The sequence below is a fragment of the Pseudaminobacter soli (ex Zhang et al. 2022) genome (genome assembly GCF_014595955.1).
Classification (GTDB): domain Bacteria; phylum Pseudomonadota; class Alphaproteobacteria; order Rhizobiales; family Rhizobiaceae; genus Kumtagia; species Kumtagia pseudosoli.
In genome coordinates this window covers 409,365-432,648 of sequence record NZ_JABVCF010000002.1, presented here as the reverse complement: position 1 = coordinate 432,648, position 23,284 = coordinate 409,365, and the positions used below count along the sequence as shown (strand labels likewise).

Below are 23,284 nucleotides of genomic sequence, written 5' to 3'. Positions count from 1 at the left end.
CGCGCGGCGCGAACTACTCGTTCGTTTCCCGCATCTGCAGCCGCGCCAGGACGGCACTCAGCGTCGCGGCTTCCGCGGTGGTCCGCGATTCGTAGGGGTAGACCGGCTCGCCGCGCAATATGAGCGAGGCGCTCTCGGCAAGCCGTCGTATGGGAGACGCGAACATGCGGATGTACAGGATAGTCAACAAAATCAGCATCAGGCCGATGAGGCCGAGAAAGACGACCACCGAGCGGGAGAAGCTGCTTTCGCCTTGCAAGAAGGCCGTGTCATTGATCCGTGCCAGCAGGCTCCATCCGAAGGAGGGCAGGTCCTTGTAGGCGACTTCGGGCTGGACCGTGGTGAAATAGCCCTGCCCGTCCGGCCACCGCTCCAGCGAAGCTGCGGCGCTTCCCGTCTCGGCGATGCGCATGCTCGGCACCTGCGACGCATCGCCGTCCAGTTCAGCACTCGCCAGCACGACCGCGCCGCCTCGATCGACCAGGAAGACCTCAATTCCAAGCGCCTCGGCACTTTCCTTCAGGTGCTGCTCTGCCCAGGCCGAGTCCAGATGAAGTCCGAGGACGCCGTCGATGTTGCCCGAACTGTCCTTGATTGGCATGGCAAGGTCCAGGAACCGGCGCGGTTCGCCGCCCTCCGAGGGCAGCAGCTTCGCCAGCAGCACGGCCTCGTGCACATCGCCCGCAAAAGGCCCTTCTAGGCCTCGCTGGAACCAAGGACGGGAAGACACGTCCTGCCCTTCGAGAAGCCCGCCCGAGGCCACTCGGACGAGCCCGTCGAGGCCGGCGATCCCTGCCCATGACACGCGGGAATTGCCAGCGATCAGATCCAGCGACGAGCGGATCGACGCAGGGTCGCGCTTGGCGATGTCCTCGGCGATCGTGCGGGCGCTCACCCACTCCTGATGCAAAGCGCGGGCGAAGTCGAGTTCAACGCCCTTGGAGCGCACTTGCACGGCCTCGGCGAGAGCTCCCTCCCGAAAGATTGTGGCTCCTTCCGTCAGGAACGTCCACAGCGCGAACGCGATGAGAACGGCTCCGAGCAGGACGAAACCGGCAATCGACTTGCTCAGAGTGGGCAATCCGCGACCGTAGTTGCTCGCATTCGCCTTCATAGCTTCATGAGCCTAAATACCGTGAATCAGGGTGCAACGAGGCTTTGGCCGTAATCGTAAACGAATCGTTAATGCCGCCGGACAAACGCCGGGCCTATCAGAGATCTCCCGTACAAAGCCGCCCGCCGGAATGTTAGCGGCGTTCCCGACCGTTGACCTGCTCGCGCTCAAGCGGTATCTCGACTTTGAACTCCGTGGTGATTTGGCCGGTCGGCTTGCAGCCACGTTAAACAATTCGCTAAAGGACCGTTTGAGGTGAGCAACCGGTCCTGCTTTGCAGTGCCGGTTTTTTTGCGTTCAGCTCCCGGCAAGGATGATGGAATGGTCGCGTTGCGCGTCAACAAATCCCATAGCGAGGCGGACCAGCCTTCGAGCCCGGTCGTCCGGTTCGAAGCCGACCAGCCGCTGAAGCTGGACGCCGGCACGCTGCTGTCGCCCTTCCAGGTCGCCTACCAGACCTATGGTGACCTCAATGCCGACAAGTCGAACGCCATCCTGGTCTGCCATGCGCTCACCGGCGACCAGCACGTCGCCAGCCCCAATCCGGTGACTGGCAAGCCCGGCTGGTGGCAGGTACTCATCGGTCCGGGCAAGGTGATCGACACCGACCGCTTCTTCGTCATCTGCGCCAATGTGATCGGCGGTTGCCTCGGCTCGACCGGACCGGCCTCGACCGACCCGGCGACGGGAAAGCCATATGCGCTCAACCTGCCCGTCATCACCATCCGCGACATGGTGCGGGCACAACTCATGCTCATCGACCATCTCGGCATCGACCAGCTCTTCTGCGTCATCGGCGGCTCGATGGGCGGTATGCAGGTGCTGGAATGGGCTTCGAGCTATCCCGAGCGCGTCTTCTCGGCCCTGCCCATCGCCACTGGCGCTCGCCATTCCTCCCAGAACATCGCCTTCCATGAGGTCGGCCGTCAGTCGGTCATGGCCGATCCGGAGTGGCTCGGCGGTGATTATCTCGTCGCCGGCCGGCGCCCGGAGAAAGGCTTGGCAGTCGCCCGCATGGCGGCGCACATCACCTATCTCTCCGAGGCGGCGCTCCACCGCAAGTTCGGCCGCAACCTGCAGGACCGGGATCGCCCGACCTTCGGCTTTGACGCCGACTTCCAGATCGAGAGCTATCTGCGCCATCAGGGCATGACCTTCGTCGACCGCTTCGACGCCAACTCCTACCTCTATCTCACTCGCGCGATGGACTATTTCGACTTGGCCGCAGACCATGGCGGGCGGCTGGTCGAAGCCTTTGCGGGCACGAAGACACGGTTTTGCCTGGTTTCATTCACGAGCGACTGGCTGTTTCCGACCGAGGAGAGCCGCTCCGTGGTGCATGCGCTCAATGCGGCAGGCGCCTCGGTCTCCTTCGTCGAGATCGAGACCGACCGCGGCCACGACGCCTTCCTTCTCGATGAGCCGGAGCTTTTCGCCGCCATCGACGGTTTTCTGCGCTCCGCCGCGCGGGCGAAGGGGCTGGCGGTCAGATGATCATGGCTCACATATCTACCCCCACCCCTATCCCCTCCCTTCAAGGGGGAAGGGAATTCCGCCGCGGCTGCCTCGTTCTCGGTGAGCGTGGGCCTGTACAGCGCGGCAGTGCAGCAAAGTCCCCCTCCCCCTTGTGGGGAGGGGTTAGGAGTGGGGGTACCAGAACGACCTCTTGGGGTCGGCCAATATCCTGCGCCACGAGGCACGCCGCATGAGCGTCAACAACAACCAGCGTGTCGACCTCCGCGTCGTCGCGGATCTCATTCCGAAGCGCGCGAAGGTGCTCGACGTGGGCAGCGGCGACGGCACGCTTCTGGAGATGCTGCAGGGCGAGAAACAGGTCGACGGGCGTGGCCTCGAACTATCGCAGCGCGGCGTAAACGAGTGCGTCGCGCGCGGCCTGTCTGTCATCCAGGGCGACGCGGACACGGACCTCGTCTTCTACCCCGACCGGGGCTTTGACTATGTGATCCTCTCCCAGACGCTGCAGGCGACCCGCAATCCGAAGAAGGTCCTCACCGAACTCCTTCGGATCGGCGAGCGGGCGATCGTCTCGTTCCCGAACTTCGGCCATTGGCGCGTGCGTCTGTCGCTGTTATTGCGCGGCCGCATGCCGGTCACCAAGGACCTCCCCTATTCCTGGTACGACACGCCCAACATCCACTTCTGCACCATCCGCGACTTCGTCACGCTCTGCGACGAGATCGGCGCCAAGGTGGAGAGCGCGGCTGCACTCGATGCCGACGGCGAGAGAATCGGCCTTTCGATGCCGTGGTGGTTCTGGAACTTTTTCGGCCAGCAGGCGGTGTTTCTGCTGAGGCGATAGCGATCGACTCAAGAGGCCGAGCTACGCGCCGGCGCGGCCCCTTGCGGGTTGAGCACGGGCACGAACACCCGGCGCGAGGCGCGTTTGGCGACTGGAAGGCCCTGGTAAAGCCGCTTCTGCGCCTCCACCACGATGACGCCGCAGAAGATCGGCCACAGCCGCCGGCCCGAGCTTTCGAGCATGGCATGCAGCTTGAGCATCGGGCGGCGCTTGGTCGGCGGGAAAAGCAGCGCCTCGGACCAGACCGCGGGCGTGAAATTGGCGTCGCGCAGAAGCCGGTCCATCTGTGCGCGCGAGAACGGGCGCCCCGTGCCGAACGGTGTGTGCTCGAAGCGCGCCCACAGGCCGCGCCGGTTCGGCACCACGATCACCGCGCGGCCGGCCGGCGCCAGCACGCGCCAGATCTCCTTCAGCGTCTCGCGCGGGCTTTCGGCATGCTCGAGCGCATGCACCACCAGCATCCGGTCGATCGACGAGTCGGCCAGCGGAAGCTCCTCGTCGAACACCATGGCGGTCAGGGACGGGCCTTCCGCCGGCCAGCGCACCGCGCCCTGCGTTCCCAGCATGAAGGCTAAGACGCGTTCGGCATCGGGCCCGAACCGCTCCAGCCAAGGCAGGGTGTAGCCTAGCCCCACCAGCCGCTCGTCGGGCAGAGGCGACCAGAGCGCCGACAGCGCAAATGTGATCGAGCGCTCCGCCACCTGCCCGAGCGGCGACGCATAGAATGCCCTGAGATCTACGATATCCGAATTCATGCTGCCGCGACGGTAACTTCCCGGCCGGTGGAGTTCAACATGTCTGGCACCTCGATCCGGGGCTCCCTCCCCTTTCGACTGGGCGATGGGGATAAGCGCGTGCTCCGTAAGGGATGACCGCTCGGCTGAACCGCCCTATTATCCCAAACCCGAAGGGAGCACCGCCATGCCGATCGACATCGACCAGTTCATGTGCCGCAGCGACAATTTCGGTGTGCTGGTGCGCGACCGCGAGACCGGCGAGACCGCGCTGATCGACGCTCCCGAGGAAGGGCCGATCCTGGATGCCGTGGAGCGCACCGGCTGGACCCCGACCATGATCCTCACCACCCATCATCATGGCGACCATGTCGAAGCCAATCTGGCGCTCAAGAATCGCTTCGGGCTGAGGATCGTAGGACCGGCGAAGGAGGCGTCGCGCATCCCCGGCATTGATGAGACCGTCGACGGCGGGTCCATCTTCAAGCTGGGGGCCCGCGAAGTTCACGTGCTCTCGACGCCCGGCCACACGCTTGGCCACATCTCGTATCACATCCCCGGCGCGAAAACGTTGTTCTGCGCCGACACGCTGTTCTCGCTAGGCTGCGGGCGGCCTCTCGAGGGTGACGCCGAGATGATGTGGCGCTCGCTGCAGACGCTGGCGGCGCTGCCTCCGGAGACCGTCTTCTACTGTGGCCACGAGTACACCCAGTCCAACGCGCGCTTCGCGCTGACCATTGACCCGGAAAACCCCGCGTTGCGCGAGCGCGCCGCCGAGGTGGACCGCCTGCGCGAGGACGGGATGCCGACGCTTCCCAGCACCATCGGCAGCGAACTCGCGGCAAATCCCTTCCTGCGTCCGAACGATCCCGCCATCCGTCGCCGCCTCGGCATGGAGGGCGCCTCCGACGTGGAGGTGTTTGCCGAGATCCGCAGGCGCAAGGACCGTTTCTGATGAAAGGCGCGCTGACGCCCGAGACGATCATCGAGACGCTCGGCATGCAGCGCCATCCCGAAGGCGGCTGGTATGCCGAGACGTTTCGCGACGCGCCGGAGGGAGGTCGCGGAGCCTCGACGGCGATCTACTACCTGCTCACTCGGGGCGAAGTCTCGGCCTGGCACCGCGTTCGCGATGCAGCGGAGGCCTGGCACTTCTATGCCGGCTCGACGCTGGAACTATCGATCGCTTCGCCGTCGGGCGAGGTCGCCGTTCATAGGGTCGGGCCCGACCTCTTGGCCGAAGAGCGGCCGCAGACAGTCGTCCCTGCCGGCCATTGGCAGAGCGCACGCAGCCTGGGAGACTGGACGCTGGTGGGCTGCACGGTGGCGCCCGGTTTCCAGTTTGCCTCGTTCGAACTGGCCCCGCCCGGCTGGCGGCCGTAAGCCCCTAGGCCGCGGCCTGGTTCTGAGCGACGCTTGACCCGAACAGGAACTTCGGCCTGGCGGCGAGCAAGGCGCCCACCGTGATCAGCACGCAGGCGGCGATCACGTTCCAACTCGGCTCGGCGAAGCCGGTCGCGATCAGCACGAGCGTGGAGAGAAGCGGCGCGGCATAGCTCGCCGCACCCAGCACCTGGATGTTGCCCCGCTTCACGCCAAAATCCCAGGCGTAGAAGGCGGCGCCGACCGGCAGCAGCCCCAGCGCAAGCACCGCCAGCCACTCGCCTGCACTCGCCGGCAGCACGGTCTCTTCAATAGCCAAATGGCAGACAAGCGAGAGGATCGAGGTCGCAGCGCAGAACCATGTGACGATGCTGGTGGGCACTTCGGCGAAACGCCGCGATAAGAGCGAGTAGGAAGACCAGAGCAGCGCGCAGGCCGCCGCCATCGCATAGCCGAACGCATAGCGCGGCTCGAAGGAGAGGCCGCCGCCGCGCGTGACGATCAGCGCCGTCCCGGCAAGCCCCATCAGCGCGCCGGCGACATGGTACCAGCGAAGCCGCTCGCCCGGCATCACGGCCGAGCCAAGCACGATGAGCAGCGGCCATAGATAGGCGATCAGGCTGGCCTCGACCGCCGGAGCGTTGCGCAGCGCGGTGAAATAGAAGAAGTGGTAGCCGAACAGCCCGCCGATGCCGATCAGCCAGACAACCGGCGGGATTCTGACCGGCTTCTCCGGCTTGCGGCTGATCGCGCGTGCGAGAAGTCCCACCGCGGTACCAATGGCGAAGGTCATCGCCGACAACTGGAAGGGCGGCACCTTGCCCGAGGCATCGGTGAGCAGCGCCAGCATCGCCCACATTGCGATGGCCGAAAAGCCGATCAGGGTCGCCCGCGCCATCTTGCCCTTCCCTCCGCAGCGTTTCGGCTGGCTTATGCGACGATTGGCGGCCGTTCAAGTCGCCGCGCCAGCGTCCTCTTCCCCCTTGTGGGGGAGATGGCCGCGAAGCGGCCAGAGGGGGTCGTCGCGGCCGGCCGCGACTTAATTGTAAAAAGAAGAGGTCGAGGCCGGCCGTAAGGACCCCTCCCGGCCGCTTCGCGGCCACCCTCCCCTCGAGGGGGAGGGGTGCGTCGCCGTCTAATCAAGCCGCTTTGAAAAGACCTTCACCGTGCCAATCTCTGTGCCGATGGTCGCGTAGACGGGCGCATAGACGCCCGTCGAGCCCAGCGGCGCAAACGAGACGATGATCTTGCTCTTGCTCTTCAGGTAGTCCAGCGCCCGCCGGCCCTTCCTGTAGCCAGCCACAGGCGTGACGGACACCCGGCAGGTGACGACCTTGTCGCCATAGTCCTTCGCAGCCGCCGGTGTGGCAACGGGCCGGAGCGTCGTATCGAACCTGAACTCGCCGTCGAAGAGCTTTACGGTGCGGCCGCAAACTTCGTCCGGACTGTTCGCCCTGACCAGACCCGCTGAAAGCGGGTCTATGACGTCTTTCAGATGCTCCGCGCGAACGGGCACCCATTTGTCTCCCCTCTTCTTCAGAGGCGGCACGTTTTCGTTCTTCACCACCGTTCCGCCGCTGAACCCCAGCGCAGTCATCTGTTTCCTACGGCCCTCGGTATATTCCATGCGAAAGCCCCCGGTCTGGGTGCGCTCCCCGGAAAAGCGCCCTGACGCAGTGGCGCTGCCGCGCGTGCGTTCGAAGATTTCGGCGAGACCGGCGCTGGCCACTGTGCCGTCGATCCTGAACCGGTCGCGACTGACATCGCTTTCGAAGGTGGACCGCGCGATCGGCAGGCCATAGATGTAGATCGTGTATTCGCCGCGGAACGTTTCGGCTTGTGCGGAAATCGCGCCGGCAATCGCCGCGACCAAGCTCGCGACGAGCAATACGCCGAGACGCGCGAAAATCTTCACGGGTCTGGCCCGGCTCGGGATCTCGTTTCGCATACAACCGAGGAATGCGAGGAATTGGGCAGCAATGTGAAACCGGCGCGTATTTGCGAGGATGCCCGCACCCGCCTTGACGCCCCGGTCAATTCCCACTAAGGAACCTCGACTTTTCCAAAGGCCGCCCGCAGAGACCGTGCGCCACACCCCGGCGAGGCTGGTCCGTTGGCCGGAACGAGAACAAGGTTGAACGAAAAATGTCCCGTGCTTGCGAACTGACTGGCAAGGCCGTTCTTACCGGCAATAATGTCAGCCACGCCAACAACAAGACCCGCCGCCGCTTCCTTCCGAATCTGGTCAACGTCACGCTGCAGTCGGAAGCGCTGAACCAGAACGTGCGCCTGCGCATCTCCGCCAACGCGCTCCGCTCGGTCGAGCATCGTGGCGGCCTTGACGCATTCCTGACGAAGGCCGACGAGAGCGAGCTTTCGCAGCGCGCCCGCCTCATCAAGAAGCAGATCGCCAAGAAGTTGGCCGAACAGGCTGCTTGAGTTTTTAGGCGGGGGACGACCGCCTCACCGGAGCCCGGCATCTCTGATGCCGGGCTCCGTTCATTAGTGTGCCGTCGCCCCGGTTCCTACTGGTTCCATCACCCAGGATAAAAAAATGAAATCCCAGACTTATCTGCCCTTCGTGGCCGCGATGGCTGTCGTGGTCGTCGCCTCGAACATCCTCGTCCAATTCCCCGTGCAGGGCACGCTCGGCCAACTGTCACTCGCCGACATCCTGACCTGGGGCGCCTTTACCTATCCCTTCGCCTTCCTGGTCACCGACCTCGCCAACCGGCGTTACGGCCCGCTCTTCGCCCGCCGGGTGGTGTTCGTCGGCTTCATGCTGGCGGTCACCTGCTCGATCATCTTCCCGCCGCTTCTCTTCCGGCTCGGCCTGATCGAGTTCGACACCGCCGCCGGGCGGGTGGTGCGTATCGCGATCGCCTCGGGCACGGCCTTCCTTGTCGCCCAACTCCTGGACGTCACCGTATTCAACTGGCTACGCCGGCAGAGCTGGTGGCGGGCGCCGATCTTCGGCACGCTCGCCGGTTCGGTCGTCGACACCATGATCTTCTTCTCGGTGGCCTTCGCTGCGGCCTTTTCCTTCCTCGGCCCGCAGGACGCTTTCGCGCTGGAAGCCGCGCCGCTGTTCGGCTCGTTCGCGACCGAGGCGCCGCGCTGGTTGTCCTGGGCGCTGGGCGACCTCACCTTGAAGCTGCTGATCGCTGTTTTCGCGCTCATTCCCTACAGGCTGATTGCAGCCCGCTGGAGCCAGCCGGCAACGGCCACGGCATAGTCGATGCTGCCCTGGGTCCAGCTCGATTCAGCGAAGACGCCGGGCGGTGGAGAGCTTCGCCTCAAAAGGCGCGGCGGCGAATTCTCGATCATGCTGGGGACGAACGAACTGATGAACAGCCGTCTCAGCGGCTCGGAGGAGGCGCTGGCAACGCTGTCTTGCCAGCGGATCGGCGGACGACGCTCGCCGCAGATTCTGATCGGCGGCCTGGGCATGGGTTTTACGCTTCGCGCAGCCCTTTCCGCGCTCGGCGCTGACGCACATGTCACCGTCGCGGAACTGGTGCCCTCCGTCGTCGCCTGGGCGCGCGGCCCGATGGCGGAAGTGTTCGGCGACTGCCTCGACGATCCGCGCGTGACCATCCGCGAAACCGACGTCGGCCTACTGATAAAGTCTGCCTCGGCGACCTACGACGCGATTCTCCTCGACGTGGACAACGGCCCCGAAGGACTTACCCGCGAGGCCAATGACGCGCTCTACAGCTTGGCTGGCCTGCATCGGGCACGTGCTGCGCTGCGGCCGGGCGGCGTACTGTCCGTGTGGTCGTCGGGACCGGATCGATCCTTCACGAATCGCCTGCGTCAGGCAGGGTTTTCGACCGAGGAAGTGAAAGCCCGCGCAGGCGGCAAGCGCGGCGCGCGGCACGTCATCTGGCTCGCCACCAAGCAGGACGAAGCAGGTCGCCAGCGAGCCGGCTGATTTCCACCCGCCGAGTCTGGCAATTGCCGCTTCAGCGGTCGATTCGCGTGGACAGGATGATGGAAGACAGCGTGCGCTCCACGCCCTCCAGCGCTCCGATGCTGTCGATCAGCGTGTCGAGATCGCGCACGGACGGCGCTTCCACGATGATGATCATATCGAAACTGCCGCTCACAGAATGCAGCGTGCGGACCTCCGGAATGCGGCGGAGAACGGCCTCGACGGAAGCCGAGAGCTTGGGCAGTGCCGTCACGAGGATGTGCGCGCGGACGAGGTTCTTCTCGTAGTCCGGCGCGAGCTTCACGCTGTAGCCCGAAATCACGCCGCTCTTTTCCAGCCGTTCCAGCCGGCTTTGCACGGTCGTTCGCGACACGCCGAGCCGGCGCGCCAAGTCGGCCGTCGAGGCGCGGGCGTTCTCGCGCAGCAGCCCGATCAAGGCGCGGTCGGCATCGGTCGTCATTCTGCACAATCTCCTCGGCGGATTGCCTGAACTGTAGCGCTATTTCGCGCAAAGCGATACTGTCATCCGACGGGGGTCCAAGCTACTACTTTCCGGGATTCCACTCCAAAGGGGGTAGCCAATGAAGGAAATCGTCGTCGTCGGCGCAGGCAAGATCGGCGCAACAATCGCGGACATGCTGGCGGGAAGCGAGGACTATCGCGTCACCGTGGTGGACCGCTCGCAGGCGCAACTCGATGCGCTGGATGTCGTCTCCGGCATCGCCACTCGGCAGATCGACATCGGCCAGGCCGGCGCGCTGGAAGCGGTGCTTGCCGGAAAATTCGCGGTGCTGAGCGCGGCCCCCTTCCACCTCACGACCCGGATCGCCGAGGCGGCGGCAAGTGCGGGCGTGCACTATCTCGACCTCACCGAAGACGTTGCCAGCACCCGCCGCGTGAAGGAACTGGCGGCAAGTGCCGGCACCGCCTTCATTCCCCAATGCGGCCTGGCGCCGGGCTTCATCTCGATCGTCGCCAACGACCATGCAAAGCATTTCGACACGCTGGACAGCGTGCGCATGCGGGTGGGCGCACTGCCGCAATTTCCGTCCAATGCGCTGAACTACAATCTCACCTGGAGTACCGACGGCGTCATCAATGAATATTGCGAGCCTTGCGAGGCCATCGTGGACGGCGAACTGACCGAGGTGCCGCCGCTGGAAGAGCGCGAGGAATTCTCGCTCGACGGCGTGACCTATGAGGCCTTCAACACTTCGGGCGGACTCGGGACGCTGTGCGAGACCTATGCCGGCAAGGTGCGGACGCTCAACTACCGCACCATTCGCTATCCCGGCCATGCCGCGATCATGAAGGCGCTGCTCAACGATCTCGGCCTGCGCGACCGCCGCGACGTGCTGAAGGACATCCTGGAAAACGCCCTGCCTGCGACGCTGCAGGACGTGGTGGTGATCTTCGTCACCGTCAGCGGACGCAAGAACGGCCGGCTCATGCAGGAAACCTACGCCAACAAGATCTACAGCCGCCGCATCGGCAACACCGTGCGTAGCGCGATCCAGATCACCACGGCCTCCGGCATCTGCGCGGTGCTCGACATGCTGGCCTCGGGCGCGCTGCCCCAGAAGGGTTTTGTCCGGCAGGAAGACATCTCGCTCGACGCCTTCCTCGCCAACAGCTTCGGCCGCAACTACGCCCAGGCGGGCGCACAGCATCTGGCGGCGTAAGGCGCAATCCCCTTCTCCCCTTGTGGGAGGGTGGCCTTGAGGTCGGGTGGGGTAAACGAGAAAGCACGACGTTCTTAACCCCCACCCCGACCCTCCCCTCAAGGGGGGGGTATAAGCGCCTCACTCGTCGTGCAGCATGAATTCCAGATAGAGATTTCGCTGCAGGATGGAGTGGTTGTCGTCGGAAATGAGGGAGACAATCGTCGCGCCGTCGGCGCGCTGCCAGACGTCCAGGCCTTCCATGTTGTCGATCAGGTAAGACATGTCGGCCTCGAACAGCACGGGGCCATCGGCCACCTTCCCTTTGGCGATCGTCTCGCCCGGGATGCGGCGCAGCCGCATCTTCACGCCCTCTGCCAGACCGTAGCTGCGCTCCAGCAGCAGCAGGTCCCCACCGGGCAGGAAGGCGCCATCGGTGATGTCGAACTCGCCTATGCGCTTGACCGTGAAGATGCCCTTGTCCGGGCCCTCGATGATCGCGGCGAAGATATTGCCGGCCTTGTCCAGGCTCTTCTCCGAGACGACCACCAACGCACCCTTCCGCTGACCGCCGGCGGGGGCGCGCGTCACCGTCTCAAAACCGCGGTTCTTGCGCAGTTCCCATTTCGGGATCAGGAAATCGAGCTCCCTGAACGGCGCCTTCATGTTGTCGGGATCGATCCTGAACTGCGAGAGGCGATGGTCGCGCTCGAAGCCTACGGTCGCTATGCCGTCCTTGACGTCCAGTCCCTCGGCATCGACGAGTTCTTTCTTCGTGATTGGTTGGCCGGCCGTGTCGACCATCTGGACCATGCGGAAGTCGCCGAAGCCCACCGGTCGGCCAGCATCGTCCCGCTCAACCTTCCCGAAGAACCAGAAGCCGGTATCCGCCACGCCGATGAAGTCGCTGCCGGGCTTCAGGAACCGGAAAGCCGAGAGCGCGCCGAAATCGCGCCCGCTCGACGTCATCTCGAGCCCGCCGACGAACTCCAGCGGCCCGAACCGGGTCTCGTCCCGGCCGATGCGGAACTGGGTGATCGTCCGCGACGAAATCTCCATCTGCTCGATGGGAGCGGGGTCGGCGGCGAAAGAAGACGTAAAAGGCTGAAGGCAGGTCAGAGCTGCAAAGAAAGATCCGATCAGCACCGATCTCCGTCGCGCCCGCGCGAAACGGGGCAAACCAATAAGTGCCTTGATCAGCTCAAGAGCCCGCGTCATCCCGCCCTGCGCAGGCCGCCGGACCGCCGCAGTTCGCGCGGGGTCTCCTCGCCGAACAACGAGGCGAGTTGCTCGGTCATGGCCCCGGCGAGTTCCTCCGCATCGACGATGGTCACGGCGCGGCGGTAATAGCGCGTCACGTCGTGGCCGATGCCGATGGCGAGCAATTCGACCGGCGAGCGCGTCTCGATGAGCTCGATGACCGCGCGCAGGTGTCGCTCCAGATAGTTGCCCGGATTGACCGACAGCGTGGAATCATCGACCGGCGCGCCATCCGAGATCATCATCAAAATCTTGCGCTGCTCGGGCCGGGCGATCAGCCGCTGATGCGCCCACAGCAGAGCCTCGCCGTCGATGTTTTCCTTGAGCAGCCCCTCGCGCATCATCAGGCCGAGATTGCGCCGCGCCCGGCGCCACGGCGTGTCAGCGCTCTTGTAGATGATGTGGCGAAGGTCGTTGAGGCGCCCCGGATTGGCGGGCTTGCCGTCCTTCAGCCATTTTTCGCGCGCCTGCCCGCCCTTCCAGGCGCGGGTGGTGAAGCCGAGGATCTCGACCGAGACGCCGCAGCGCTCCAGCGTACGCGCAAGGATGTCGGCGCAGGTCGCCGCCACAGTAATCGGCCGGCCGCGCATCGAGCCGGAATTGTCGAGCACCAGCGTCACCACCGTGTCGCGGAATTTGGTATCGCGCTCCTGCTTGAACGAGAGCGGCTGCATCGGGTCTATTACGATGCGGACCAGTCGCGCCGTGTCGAGGTAGCCCTCCTCGAGATCGAAGTCCCAGGATCGGTTCTGCTGCGCCATGAGGCGGCGCTGCAGCCGGTTCGCCAGGCGCCCGACCACGCCCTGCAGGTTGGAGAGTTGCTTGTCGAGGAAGGCCCGCAGCCGATCCAGCTCTTCCTCGTCGCAGAGCTCCTCGGCACCGACCGTCTCGTCGAACTGCGTGGTGAAGACCTTGTAGTCGATCTCCCTCGGCAGATTGGCGAAGGGATCCTCCTTCCGCCGCATCTCGCCGGGCGTCTCGGCGTCGGCATCCTCGTCATCGGTCGTATCGTCGGCGTCGGCGTCCGCCGCCTCCATCTCGCCGGCCTGCTCCTCCTCGGAGGTCGCTTCGGTCTCTTCGGGCTGAGCCTGCTCGGCGCCGGTGTCGTCCTCGCCCGATTCGGAGCTTTCCTCGCCCTGCGGCTCGTTGTCCTCCGACTCGGTGTCCTCGTTCTGCTGCTCGTCGCCGAGTTCCTCGGCCATGTCCATCGACGCCAGCATGTCGCGCACGACACGCGCGAAGGCATTCTGGTCCTCGACTTCGCCGCTCAGGCGGTCCAGTGCACCACCTGACTTCTGCTCGATCCAGTCGCGCCAGAGCGACACCAGACGCTCGCCGCTCTTCGGAACAGGACGGCCGGTCAGCCTCTCCCGCACGATCAGCGAGAGAGCTTCCTCCAGCGGCGCTTCGGACTGCTCGCGCACATCCGCCAGATTGGCGCGCTGATATTTGTCCTCGAGCATCCGGCCGATATTGTCGGCGACCCCTGCCATCCGCCGGGAACCGATCGATTCCACCCGCGCCTGCTCGACGGCGTCGAATACCGCCCTCGCCTGCCGTCCTTCGGGAGCAAGCCGCGTATGGATGCGGTTGTCGTGGCAGGCGCGCTTCAGGGCCATGGAGTCGCCCAGTCCGCGCGTGACCGCTATGTCATTGGCGGAAGGCTTCTTCGGCAGCTCCGGCAGGCGCGCCCGGCTTCCGGCCAGCGCCGCCTTGTCCTTGGCGAAGCCGACCTCCATCTCCCGGTCGCCCGAAATGGCGCGCATGGTCACCGTCACGGAACGCTTGAAGACGTCCGTGTCTGCGCCGTTCTTCGGCTTCTTGCGGGTATTATCGCCGGGGCCGGACATCTTGCCGTAGATCAGCTCAACACCACGTTCGCCGCGCTCTCCGGCAATTCCTGGCCGAAGCAGCGCTGGTAGAACTCCGCCACGATCGGCCGCTCCAGCTCGTCGCACTTGTTCACGAAGGTCAGCCGGAAAGCCATGCCGACGTCGCCGAAAATCTCGGCGTTCTCGGCCCAGGTGATCACCGTGCGCGGGCTCATCACGGTGGAGAGATCGCCGTTGATGAAGGCCGAGCGCGTCATGTCGGCCAGCCGCACCATCTTGTTGACGATGTCCTTGCCCTTGGCGTCGCGGTAGTGCTTGGCCTTCGCCAGCACGATCGCCACCTCGTTGTCGTGCGGCAGGTAGTTCAGCGTGGTGACGATCGACCAGCGGTCCATCTGCGCCTGGTTGATCTGCTGGGTACCGTGGTAGAGCCCGGTGGTGTCGCCGAGGCCGACCGTGTTGGCGGTCGCGAACAGGCGGAAGGCCGGGTGCGGTCGGATGACGCGGCTCTGGTCGAGCAGCGTGAGGCGGCCCGAGCTTTCCAGCACGCGCTGGATGACGAACATCACGTCCGGGCGGCCGGCGTCATATTCGTCAAAGCAGAGCGCGACATTGTGCTGGTAGGCCCAGGGCAGGATGCCGTCACGGAATTCGGTGACCTGCTTGCCTTCCTTAAGCACGATCGCGTCCTTGCCGACCAGATCGATGCGGCTGACATGGCTGTCCAGGTTCACGCGCACGCACGGCCAGTTGAGCCGTGCCGCCACCTGCTCGATGTGGGTCGACTTGCCGGTACCGTGATAGCCCGACACCATGACGCGGCGGTTGAAGGCGAAGCCCGAAAGGATCGCCAGTGTAGTCTGGCGGTCGAACAGATAGTCCGGGTCGATGTCCGGCACATGTTCGGTTGGAACGGAATAGGCCGGCACGACCATATTGGATTCGAAGCCGAACGTCTCCTTCACGGAGACCGTCGTATCCGGCAGGTTGGCAATGTCGCGATCGACCTTGTTCATCTTTGCTCCACTGGCGAAGCCACGCGCTTCACCGGAATTTGTCATCCGCGCGCGGTCTTAAGACCTTTTCCCCGCGGATGAAAGTTGGAAAAAGGTCCCGCAAATGAACGGTTCCTGTCTGGCCCAAAAGCCTGAGGAGCCTGGCAAGCGATGGGCACCGCCGCCCGCGAACGGCCTTCTCCTCAGCAGCGGCCTGCCTGTTTGAGGAGCCGATACGCCTGGATCACCTCGCGGAACCGATCCTCCGATCCCCTGTCGCCGCCATTGGCGTCGGGATGGTGGCGTTTCACCAGCTCCTTGTAGCGTGCCTTGATCGCCTGTCCTGTCGCATCTACGTCAAGACCAAGCGTATCGAGCGCCTTGCCTTCGAGCGGCTTTGCCCTTCGCTCGGCCGGGGATGCATCGGCGCGCTGCTGCGAGAACAGGTTGAACGGATCCCGCATGCGATTGTGGTAGCCCGCCCGCCCGGAGCGCTTCTGCGAAAAGTCCGCCGCGAAGCGCGCGCCACCATTTGAGGACACGGACCAGGTCGGACGGTGGCCTGTGATCGCCTCCTTCTGGAACCGGGCGATCTCGGCTGCCGGGGCACCCGCAAAGTAGTTGAAGCTCTTGTTGTACTCGCGCACGTGATCGAAGCAGAAGCGGAAATACTCTCCTTCGCGCATGCGCCCGACCGGCGCGCGGTGCGTACCCGCCTCCGTGCAGCCGTCCCATTGGCAGGTCGGCGCCTCCGGCTTGGCCTCGGTCATGGGATCGGGGCGCACTCGGATCTTCTCGAAATATTTCGAAAACGTGCTCATTCCAGCTGTTATGGTGCGGTCGTCGGTACGAAACAAGAATTGACTTTTGGGGAAGGTTCACCCTAACCGCTGAATCGCGGATCTGATTGGCCGTCGCCTCCCTCGGGCATCTGGCCAACAGGTGCCTCCCCTCTCAGCGGCCCCAAAGCGTCCTGTCGGAGATATAATGTCGATCCAATCCGATATCGAGGCGAAACTACAAAAAGCCTTCGCGCCTGAGCGGCTTCTCGTCATCAACGAGAGCCATCTTCACGCCGGCCACCATCACGTGGAATCGGGCCACGTGGCCACCTTCGACGGCGAGGGCGAGACGCATATGCGCGTCCGCATCGTCTCGGCGGCCTTCGCCGGCATGAGCCGCGTCGAGCGCCACCGCGCGGTGAACGAGCAGCTTAAGGATGTGCTCAAGGGCGGACTGCACGCGCTCGCCATCGAGCCCGCCGCGCCGGGCGAGCCAACGCGGTGGTGAGGGGCTCAATCTAACCGGCTTTCAGTCACCAGATTGTGGTGACATGCGGATACTCGGTTATCTTTCCGTCCGCAGTCACTAGCGGTGCGCCATATTCTCTCGCCAAGGCTACGATCATCCTGTCGGCTGGATCCGGGTGAAAAATGCCAGGCAGCATCTGGCTCTTGACCGCGACGACGGTATCGACAGGCACGAACCTGAACCCTTCGACCTCTGCGGCGGCCTCCAACCACGCCATGACGTCGACTGAGAGCTCCAGCTTTCCCTTTGTGACAAGCATGGCGATTTCCCAGGCAGAGATCGCTGACGCTACAACCTCTCCTTCAAGCAGTTTCTGCTCGATGATCTCAGATGCTCGACGGGAGAGCTTCGACGGCTTCGGGCTCAACCACCAAATCAGGGCATGAGTGTCTAGGACGATCACTTGAGCGCTTCCCAGTCCTCAAGGCCGACCGGCTCGAACGGATCTTCGTAGCGTATGACGGTCCCACGGAGAAACTCTCGTGGATCGCGCTTCGGTCTGGAATAAGGCCGAACCTCAAGCTTGGGCTCGCCATGATCGGTGATGATCATCGGCTCCCCAGAAGCCTCGATCTCGCGGAAAAACTCCAGCGCCCGCGCTTTGAACTGCGATTTGGAGACGCGATTGGTCATGAAACTCACCTTGCCGAACATAAGAATACGCAGTTGGTGACCAGGGTCAATGACCATGGTCTAGTTGCCTGATCTCTCTGGCCGGATTGATTGTCGACGAGACTTGCGTCAAATGCTCGCGAAACTGCCCTCGCACCCGTTCATCCCAAGATGTCATCTTCCATCCTCCCGTTCCGGGGTCCGCTGTTCATGATCCTGGCGACGGGATCCTATGCGACGAACGATACCCTGATGAAACTCGCCACGGAGGGCCTACCGCCCTACCAGGTGCTGATGATGCGCGGCATCGCGGCGATGATCTGGGGCATGCCTCTCCTCTTCGCGCTCGGCTATGGCGGTCGCATCCGCATGATGTTCGACGCTCAGGTGCTGTCGCGCAATCTGCTCGAGACGATTGCCGTAATGTGCTTCATCGTCGCCTTGGCGAACATGCCGATCGCGGACGCCACGGCGCTCGGCCAGATCACCCCGTTGGTCGTGATCCTCGGCGCATCATTGGCATTCGGCGAGAAGGTCTCGGGGATGACCATGGCGCTGATCAGCCTCGGCTTCGCCGGCGCGCTGATGATAGCCCAGCCCAGCGGAGAGGGCATATCCGTCTACGCGATCCTCGCATTGGCCAACGCGGTGCTCTGCGCCGGGCGCGATCTGGCCGGGCGGCGCATCGGGGCCGACATCCCCGGGATGATCGTCGCCATGTCGGCGGTGGTGATCGTGCTTGCCGGTGCAGCCGGCGGCCATCTCCTGCTGGAGGAATGGCAAGCCCCCGGCTTGCGGCACCTCCTGCTGCTCGCCGGCTCAGGGTTTTTCCTGATCTTCGGCCACTTTTTCATATTCATGGCCTATCGTGTGGGACCGACGGGCGCAGTCGCGCCGTTCTACTACTGCTTCACTGTCTGGGCGGTCATTTCCGGCCTGCTGGTCTTCGGCCATTTGCCCAACACGCTTGCGATCTGCGGCATCGTGCTCGTCGTCGCCAGCGGGCTGCTCATCGTCTATCACGATCGCCGGAGGCGCCGGCTGGCGCCGGTCGCATAGACGCGTCAGCCCGGTTGCAGTCCCTGCTCCGGCGAGTTCGGTTTCGGTAAGGACGGACGAGCGGCGATCGCAGGAGCCGGAGCCAGAACGCCGGCGTCGCTCGCCGCCTTGATCCGGATCCGGGTGATCCGGTTCTTCTCTCGCTTCATGACGGTGAAGCGCTTGCCGTGGAAGGTGAAGGACTGCTTTTCCTCGGGGATCGACTGCGTCTCGTGGATGACCAGACCGGCAATGGTGACCGCCTCGTCGTCCGGCAGGTTCCAGCCGAGCGCGCGGTTGAGGTCGCGGATCGGCACGCTGCCGTCCACCACGACCGATCCGTCGGCTTCCTGCTTCACGCCCTGGACGTCGATGTCGTGCTCGTCTGCAATATCGCCGACGATCTCCTCGAGGATATCCTCGAGTGTGACGAGGCCTTGGACCTCGCCATATTCGTCGACCACGACCGCGAAATGCGTCTTGCGTCTCAGGAAGGCGTTGAGTTGATCCGCCAAACTCGTCGTGTCGGGCACGAACCACGGTTTTGAGGCGATCTTCATGAGGTCGATTTGGGAGAGGTCGTTGCCCGCCTCGCTGAGTGCGCGCGCAAGATCCTTGGCGTGAATGACGCCGACGATGTTGTCGAGCGATCCCCGCCAAAGCGGCATGCGCGTATGCGGGCTCCGTATGATCTCGCGGACGATCGCCTCGACCGGATGGTCGAGATTGATCGAGCGCATGGCCGTGCGATGGACCATCACGTCCGAGACTTCGAGTTCCCGGAGATCGACAAGCGCGCGCAGCCGATCCGCCTGGCGAGTGTCCGCGGCACTTGCGGCGACCTGTTCCTCGGTTCCGGGCGGAAGCTGATCCGGGCGATCCTCGATCGCCTTCAGACGGGTGGCCTGCCCCGCAAAAATGCTGTTGCGAAGCAGCCATGCAATCAGGACCAGCGCGAACGCACCTGCTGCCCCGATCAGGATGCCGGCTATCATCCCTCCAACTGCTCCCTCAGGAAGGCGAGCACCTCTGAGGCGGGCACATCCCTTGCAATGAAGGACTGGCCGATGCCGCGCGTCAGGATGAAGGTCAGCGCCCCCCGCTTCACCTTCTTGTCCTGTGCGATGTAGTCAAGCATCCCCTCGGCGCCCGGAAGCTCCCCCGGAATATCGGAGATGCGCCACGGCAGGCCTACTGCCGCAAGATGCGCCTCCACCCTCTGCGCATCGTCGGGGCTGCAGAGGTTCATCCGGGCCGAGAAGCGATGCGCCAGCGCCATGCCGACCGCCACGCCCTCGCCATGCACGAGCCGGCTGCCGTCATAGGCGGTGGCCGCTTCCAGCGCATGGCCGAAGGTGTGGCCGAGATTGAGAAGCGCGCGGTCGCCGGTCTCGAACTCGTCGCGGGCAACAACGTCCGCCTTGGCACGGCAGGACTCGGCGATCGCATAGGTACGCTCCGACCCGCCCGAGAACACGGCGCGCCAGTTCTTCTCCAGGAAGGCGAAGAAATCCGGCCGGTCGATCAGCCCGTACTTCGCCACTTCCGCATAGCCTGCTCGGAACTCGCGCTCGGGCAGCGTGTCGAGGACGTTCACGTCCGCCAGCACCAGCCGCGGCTGCTGGAAGACGCCGACGAGGTTCTTGCCGTGGGCGGTGTTGATGCCGGTCTTTCCGCCGACCGATGAATCGACCTGGGCCAGCAGCGATGTGGGGACCTGCACGAAATTCATGCCGCGCCGGATGATCCCGGCAGCGAAGCCGGCCAGATCGCCGATGACGCCGCCGCCCAGCGCGATCACCGCGTCGCCGCGCTCGAGTCGGGCCGCCAGCACCTTGTCCACGACCTCCTGAAGAGCAGCGAAACTCTTGGTCTTCTCGCCCGGCGCAAGCACGATCGGCGTAGCCGCAATTCCGGAATTCTCCAGGCCGGCCGTCATGGTCGACAGATGCCGAGCGGCGACATTCTCGTCGGTCACGACGGCCGCCCTCACCTTCGGCAGGCGGGCGGCGATCTCCTCACCGACGCGCTCCAGCAGGCCGGGGCCGATCAGGATGTCATAGCCACGCTCGCCAAGCGCAACGCGAACAGTATCCACGGCCTCGCCCGTCATTCCGCCGGCCTTTCTTCTTCGTTTATCCTCGGCTCGGCGAGGTGGGCGGCGAGTGCTTCAAGGACTTCGTTCACGATCACTTCCTTGCGCTCGTCGCGCGAATTCACCGTCACATCTGCCAGCGCATAGGTGGGATAGCGCTCGTGCATCAGCCGCTCCAGCGTGCCGCGCGGGTCTGCGGTCTTCAGGAGCGGCCGGTTCTGCTTCTTGGCCACTCGTGGGAAGAGCACGTCGAGTTCGGCGTTGAGCCATACCGAAATGCCGTGCTCCGCGATCATCGCCCGCGTCTGCGCGTTCATGAATGCGCCTCCGCCCGTCGACAACACCTGCGGGCCGCCCTCCAGCACACGGTGGATGACACGCTGCTCGAGTGCGCGGAACTCCGGCTCGCCATAGCGCTCGAACAGTTCCGGGATCGTCATCCGCGACACCGATTCGATTTCCTGGTCGCTGTCGATGAAGGGAAGTCCAAGGGCCGTCGCAACCTTGCGCCCAATCGCCGTCTTTCCGGCGCCCATCAGACCGACAAACACGATCGAGCGCCGCCCGAGCATCTCGGTCAGGCGGGGCGGGGCGTCTATCGGCGAGAGGGCTTCCTCCGTGTCCATCTGCTCCTCTTGGCGTTCGCCGCGTTACGGCATGAATGCCGGATCGCGTCAAGCGCAGGTGCCATCGGCGGTTAGTGCACTTGAACTCGTGCGGTGCAGAAAGATAAGGAAGGCTACCTTGCTTGCGTGCGGAGAGCCCCTGCCGGTGATGATGCCCACCGTCTCCCGATTTCTTGTGCGGCTCGCCATCCTGGTGGCCATTGCCTATGCGGTGATGCTCGGGCTCGCTTACTTCGTGAAGCCGCACCAGGGCGAAATGACGGTCGATGTCCCGCTCGACAAGGTGAAGTCGGGCTCCAATCTGTGAGAGGATCGGTTCGCATCGAGGCGTTTCTCGAAATGATGAGCGCCGAGCGCGGCGCATCGGAGAACACGCTGGCGTCCTATCGCCGGGATCTCGAGGACGCCGACGAGGAAATCGGCAACATTGCCAATGCCGGCACGGAGGCGCTTCGCGCCCATCTCTCGAGCCTGGCGACGCGCGGATTTGCCTCGACCTCGCAGGCGAGAAAACTCTCTGTCCTGCGTCAGTTCTTCAAGTTCCTCTATGCCGAAGGGCTTCGTTCCGACGATCCGACCGGAACGCTGGACGGCCCGCGCCGTGAGCGCGCCCTGCCGAAGACGATGAGCGAGGCCGAGACCTCGCGTCTCCTCGACCAGGCCGCCCAGGAGGCAGCGGAGAAGCCCGACGACTTGGCCAGCCTCCGGCTGCATGCGCTAGTCGAGGTGCTTTACGCCACCGGGCTTCGCGTTTCCGAACTGGTCAGCCTGCCGGTGTCGGTCGCCGCCCGGGACGAGCGCTTCTTCGTAGTGAAGGGCAAGGGCAACAAGGAGCGGCTCGTGCCGCTCTCGCCCAAGGCCAGGCAGGCTATGCGCGCCTGGCAGGAGGCAAGGACCGCGCATCCGGCCTTCGCTGGCAGTCCATACCTGTTCCCGGCTGCTTCCGAGACCGGCTGCCTGCCCCGGCAGGTCTTTGGCCGCGAACTGAAATCCCTCGCCGCCCGGGCGGGGATTGCTTCGGCCAAGATATCGCCGCACGTCATCCGCCATGCCTTCGCGAGCCATCTGCTGCAGAACGGCGCCGACCTTCGCGCGGTTCAGCAACTGCTCGGCCATGCCGACATCTCGACGACACAAATCTATACGCATGTGCTGGAAGAGCGGCTCGTCCGCCTCGTCAACGACCATCATCCGCTTGCCGATAAACCGCTCTGACGGTATGTGGAGGCGGATTTCAGCGGCTTCAGGCCGTCCGCCCCATCCTCCCGGCCCACCTCGACGGGCTCGCAAGTCCGAGAGCGCATGTACAATTATCTCGATTTTGAAAAGCCGGTCGCCGACCTCGAAGGGAAGATCATCGAACTCAAGAAACTCGCCGAAAACGGCGAGGCGGTCGACGTCGCCGAGGAGATCAGTCGGCTCGAGAAGCGGTCCAAGGACGCGCTGCGCGACATCTACCGCGCGCTGACCCCCTGGCAGAAGGTGCAGGTCGCGCGCCATCCCGACCGGCCGCACTGCGTCGACTACGTGAAGAAGTTGATCACCGACTTCACCCCGCTAGCAGGCGACCGGGCGTTTGGGGACGACCATGCGATCATCGCCGGTTTCGGCCGCTTCAAGGGTGAGCCCATCGCCGTGCTTGGCCAGGAGAAAGGCTCCGACACCAAGAGCCGGCTGAAGCACAATTTCGGCTCGCCTCGGCCGGAAGGCTACCGCAAGGCGGTGCGCGTGATGGAACTCGCCGACAGGTTCGGCATACCCGTTCTGACGCTGGTGGACACGGCAGGCGCCTATCCGGGTGTCGACGCCGAGGAGCGCGGTCAGGCGGAAGCGATCGCCCGGTCGACCTCGGCCTGCCTCGCGCTCAAGGTTCCCTCGGTTTCGGTGGTGATCGGCGAAGGCGGCTCCGGCGGCGCGATCGCCATCGCAACCGCAAACCGCGTGTTCATGCTGGAGCATTCGATCTATTCGGTGATCTCGCCGGAAGGCGCGGCCTCGATCCTTTGGCGGGACACGACGCGCTCGAAAGACGCGGCCGTCTCGATGAAGATCACCGCGCAGGATCTGCTCGAGATGAAGATCATCGACGGTATCGTGGCCGAACCGACCGGCGGGGCACACCGCAGCCCGGATCTCGTGATCGCCGCGACAGGAGACGTGGTCGAAAAGACCCTCGCCGAATTCGCTGGCGCCAACATCGACTTCCGGGAAGACCGGCGCGAGAAGTACCTGGCGATCGGGCGAACCCTTTAGATCTTTGCCTTACTGGACCAGGTCAGGATTTCGCCATAAATTTGCCCCGCCTTTGCGGGCATTCAGATTCCGGCTAAGACCTGGGGCAGTAAGCATTCATCAAGCATAGCCGCCCT

Annotated in this window: 27 protein-coding genes and 1 riboswitch; of the genes, 13 read left to right on the top strand and 14 right to left on the bottom strand. The window is 64.4% G+C overall.

Features of this window, described 5'->3' with window-relative positions; all coding sequences use genetic code 11:
• Positions 1-13: 13 nt before the first annotated feature.
• A complete protein-coding gene (locus HUI96_RS05275) occupies positions 14-1,114 on the bottom strand; it encodes a cache domain-containing protein (RefSeq protein ID WP_188253595.1) in 1,101 nt (366 codons plus the stop codon).
• Positions 1,115-1,298: 184 nt separating this feature from the next.
• Positions 1,299-1,376: riboswitch (SAM riboswitch) on the top strand.
• Positions 1,377-1,435: 59 nt separating this feature from the next.
• Between HUI96_RS05275 and metX the strand changes: the two genes are divergently transcribed.
• A complete protein-coding gene (gene metX, locus HUI96_RS05270) occupies positions 1,436-2,608 on the top strand; it encodes a homoserine O-acetyltransferase MetX (protein ID WP_188253594.1) in 1,173 nt (390 codons plus the stop codon).
• 211 nt (positions 2,609-2,819) lie between these two features.
• A complete protein-coding gene (metW, locus tag HUI96_RS05265; protein ID WP_188253593.1) occupies positions 2,820-3,434 on the top strand; it encodes a methionine biosynthesis protein MetW in 615 nt (204 codons plus the stop codon).
• Positions 3,435-3,442: 8 nt separating this feature from the next.
• On the opposite strand, the gene HUI96_RS05260 is transcribed toward metW, so the two are convergent.
• Entirely contained in the window at positions 3,443-4,189 is a 747-nt protein-coding gene (locus tag HUI96_RS05260) for a class I SAM-dependent methyltransferase (RefSeq protein ID WP_188253592.1), read from the bottom strand.
• 166 nt (positions 4,190-4,355) lie between these two features.
• Between HUI96_RS05260 and gloB the strand changes: the two genes are divergently transcribed.
• Together gloB and HUI96_RS05250 are read left to right on the top strand one after the other, a co-directional pair.
• Positions 4,356-5,123, top strand: a complete 768-nt coding sequence (gene gloB, locus HUI96_RS05255; RefSeq protein WP_188253591.1) for a hydroxyacylglutathione hydrolase — start codon at positions 4,356-4,358, stop codon at positions 5,121-5,123.
• The gene (locus tag HUI96_RS05250; protein ID WP_188253590.1) at positions 5,123-5,551 is read left to right on the top strand and encodes a cupin domain-containing protein; all 429 of its coding nucleotides are present in this window, start codon (positions 5,123-5,125) and stop codon (positions 5,549-5,551) included. Before gloB ends, HUI96_RS05250 begins: the two co-directional genes overlap by 1 nt.
• A 4-nt stretch (positions 5,552-5,555) precedes the next feature.
• Here HUI96_RS05250 and HUI96_RS05245 read toward each other — a convergent pair whose 3' ends face one another.
• Together HUI96_RS05245 and HUI96_RS05240 are read right to left on the bottom strand one after the other, a co-directional pair.
• Positions 5,556-6,449 (bottom strand): DMT family transporter, encoded by an 894-nt coding sequence (locus HUI96_RS05245; RefSeq protein WP_188253589.1) that lies wholly within the window; start codon positions 6,447-6,449, stop codon positions 5,556-5,558.
• Positions 6,450-6,686: 237 nt separating this feature from the next.
• Entirely contained in the window at positions 6,687-7,466 is a 780-nt protein-coding gene (locus HUI96_RS05240; protein WP_188253588.1) for a DUF3108 domain-containing protein, read from the bottom strand.
• 230 nt (positions 7,467-7,696) lie between these two features.
• Here HUI96_RS05240 and rpmB point away from each other — a divergent pair, with 230 nt between their 5' ends.
• From rpmB to HUI96_RS05225, 3 genes are all read left to right on the top strand, one after another.
• Positions 7,697-7,990, top strand: coding sequence for a 50S ribosomal protein L28 (gene rpmB / locus HUI96_RS05235; RefSeq protein WP_188253587.1), 294 nt, complete (start codon positions 7,697-7,699; stop codon positions 7,988-7,990).
• Positions 7,991-8,105: 115 nt separating this feature from the next.
• A complete protein-coding gene (locus HUI96_RS05230) occupies positions 8,106-8,786 on the top strand; it encodes a queuosine precursor transporter (RefSeq protein WP_237683959.1) in 681 nt (226 codons plus the stop codon).
• 3 nt (positions 8,787-8,789) lie between these two features.
• Positions 8,790-9,485, top strand: a complete 696-nt coding sequence (locus tag HUI96_RS05225) for a spermidine synthase (protein WP_188253586.1) — start codon at positions 8,790-8,792, stop codon at positions 9,483-9,485.
• Between the two features lie 31 nt (positions 9,486-9,516).
• Here HUI96_RS05225 and HUI96_RS05220 read toward each other — a convergent pair whose 3' ends face one another.
• A complete protein-coding gene (locus HUI96_RS05220; RefSeq protein ID WP_188253585.1) occupies positions 9,517-9,945 on the bottom strand; it encodes an Lrp/AsnC family transcriptional regulator in 429 nt (142 codons plus the stop codon).
• A gap of 121 nt (positions 9,946-10,066) precedes the next feature.
• Between HUI96_RS05220 and HUI96_RS05215 the strand changes: the two genes are divergently transcribed.
• Positions 10,067-11,167 carry a saccharopine dehydrogenase family protein gene (locus tag HUI96_RS05215; protein ID WP_188253584.1) on the top strand — a complete coding sequence of 367 codons (1,101 nt, stop codon included), beginning with the start codon at positions 10,067-10,069 and terminating at the stop codon, positions 11,165-11,167.
• Positions 11,168-11,287: 120 nt separating this feature from the next.
• On the opposite strand, the gene HUI96_RS05210 is transcribed toward HUI96_RS05215, so the two are convergent.
• The 4 genes from HUI96_RS05210 to HUI96_RS05195 all read right to left on the bottom strand — a co-directional run bounded on the left by HUI96_RS05210 (position 11,288) and on the right by HUI96_RS05195 (position 16,054).
• The gene (locus tag HUI96_RS05210; RefSeq protein WP_425299202.1) at positions 11,288-12,289 is read right to left on the bottom strand and encodes an esterase-like activity of phytase family protein; all 1,002 of its coding nucleotides are present in this window, start codon (positions 12,287-12,289) and stop codon (positions 11,288-11,290) included.
• Positions 12,290-12,360: 71 nt separating this feature from the next.
• Positions 12,361-14,256, bottom strand: coding sequence for a cobaltochelatase subunit CobT (gene cobT / locus HUI96_RS05205; RefSeq protein WP_188253582.1), 1,896 nt, complete (start codon positions 14,254-14,256; stop codon positions 12,361-12,363).
• An 11-nt stretch (positions 14,257-14,267) separates the two neighbouring features.
• Positions 14,268-15,254, bottom strand: a complete 987-nt coding sequence (gene cobS / locus HUI96_RS05200; protein ID WP_188253581.1) for a cobaltochelatase subunit CobS — start codon at positions 15,252-15,254, stop codon at positions 14,268-14,270.
• 182 nt (positions 15,255-15,436) lie between these two features.
• Complete coding sequence (locus HUI96_RS05195; protein WP_188253580.1) at positions 15,437-16,054, bottom strand: J domain-containing protein; 618 nt, start codon at positions 16,052-16,054, stop codon at positions 15,437-15,439.
• Positions 16,055-16,220: 166 nt separating this feature from the next.
• Here HUI96_RS05195 and HUI96_RS05190 point away from each other — a divergent pair, with 166 nt between their 5' ends.
• Positions 16,221-16,523 carry a BolA family protein gene (locus HUI96_RS05190; RefSeq protein ID WP_188253579.1) on the top strand — a complete coding sequence of 101 codons (303 nt, stop codon included), beginning with the start codon at positions 16,221-16,223 and terminating at the stop codon, positions 16,521-16,523.
• Between the two features lie 25 nt (positions 16,524-16,548).
• Here HUI96_RS05190 and HUI96_RS05185 read toward each other — a convergent pair whose 3' ends face one another.
• A complete protein-coding gene (locus HUI96_RS05185; RefSeq protein ID WP_188253578.1) occupies positions 16,549-16,947 on the bottom strand; it encodes a PIN domain-containing protein in 399 nt (132 codons plus the stop codon).
• Positions 16,944-17,234, bottom strand: coding sequence for a type II toxin-antitoxin system Phd/YefM family antitoxin (locus tag HUI96_RS05180; RefSeq protein ID WP_237683958.1), 291 nt, complete (start codon positions 17,232-17,234; stop codon positions 16,944-16,946). Before HUI96_RS05180 ends, HUI96_RS05185 begins: the two co-directional genes overlap by 4 nt.
• A 93-nt stretch (positions 17,235-17,327) precedes the next feature.
• On the opposite strand from HUI96_RS05180, the gene HUI96_RS05175 reads away from it, so the two are divergent.
• Positions 17,328-18,215, top strand: a complete 888-nt coding sequence (locus HUI96_RS05175; RefSeq protein WP_188253577.1) for a DMT family transporter — start codon at positions 17,328-17,330, stop codon at positions 18,213-18,215.
• 5 nt (positions 18,216-18,220) lie between these two features.
• Here HUI96_RS05175 and HUI96_RS05170 read toward each other — a convergent pair whose 3' ends face one another.
• The 3 genes from HUI96_RS05170 to HUI96_RS05160 are packed head-to-tail and all read right to left on the bottom strand — an operon-like array spanning position 18,221 to position 20,915.
• The gene (locus HUI96_RS05170; RefSeq protein WP_188253576.1) at positions 18,221-19,189 is read right to left on the bottom strand and encodes a transporter associated domain-containing protein; all 969 of its coding nucleotides are present in this window, start codon (positions 19,187-19,189) and stop codon (positions 18,221-18,223) included.
• Positions 19,186-20,307, bottom strand: a complete 1,122-nt coding sequence (gene aroB / locus HUI96_RS05165; protein ID WP_188253575.1) for a 3-dehydroquinate synthase — start codon at positions 20,305-20,307, stop codon at positions 19,186-19,188. The genes HUI96_RS05170 and aroB overlap by 4 nt, the downstream gene beginning before the upstream one ends.
• On the bottom strand, positions 20,304-20,915 hold the full coding sequence (locus HUI96_RS05160) for a shikimate kinase (RefSeq protein WP_188253574.1): 612 nt from the start codon (positions 20,913-20,915) through the stop codon (positions 20,304-20,306). The genes aroB and HUI96_RS05160 overlap by 4 nt, the downstream gene beginning before the upstream one ends.
• A gap of 118 nt (positions 20,916-21,033) precedes the next feature.
• On the opposite strand from HUI96_RS05160, the gene HUI96_RS05155 reads away from it, so the two are divergent.
• The 3 genes from HUI96_RS05155 to HUI96_RS05145 all read left to right on the top strand — a co-directional run bounded on the left by HUI96_RS05155 (position 21,034) and on the right by HUI96_RS05145 (position 23,168).
• Complete coding sequence (locus HUI96_RS05155) at positions 21,034-21,222, top strand: histidine kinase (RefSeq protein WP_237683956.1); 189 nt, start codon at positions 21,034-21,036, stop codon at positions 21,220-21,222.
• Entirely contained in the window at positions 21,219-22,130 is a 912-nt protein-coding gene (locus tag HUI96_RS05150) for a tyrosine recombinase (protein ID WP_188253573.1), read from the top strand. Before HUI96_RS05155 ends, HUI96_RS05150 begins: the two co-directional genes overlap by 4 nt.
• An 87-nt stretch (positions 22,131-22,217) precedes the next feature.
• Entirely contained in the window at positions 22,218-23,168 is a 951-nt protein-coding gene (locus HUI96_RS05145) for an acetyl-CoA carboxylase carboxyltransferase subunit alpha (RefSeq protein ID WP_188253572.1), read from the top strand.
• Positions 23,169-23,284 lie beyond the last annotated feature (116 nt).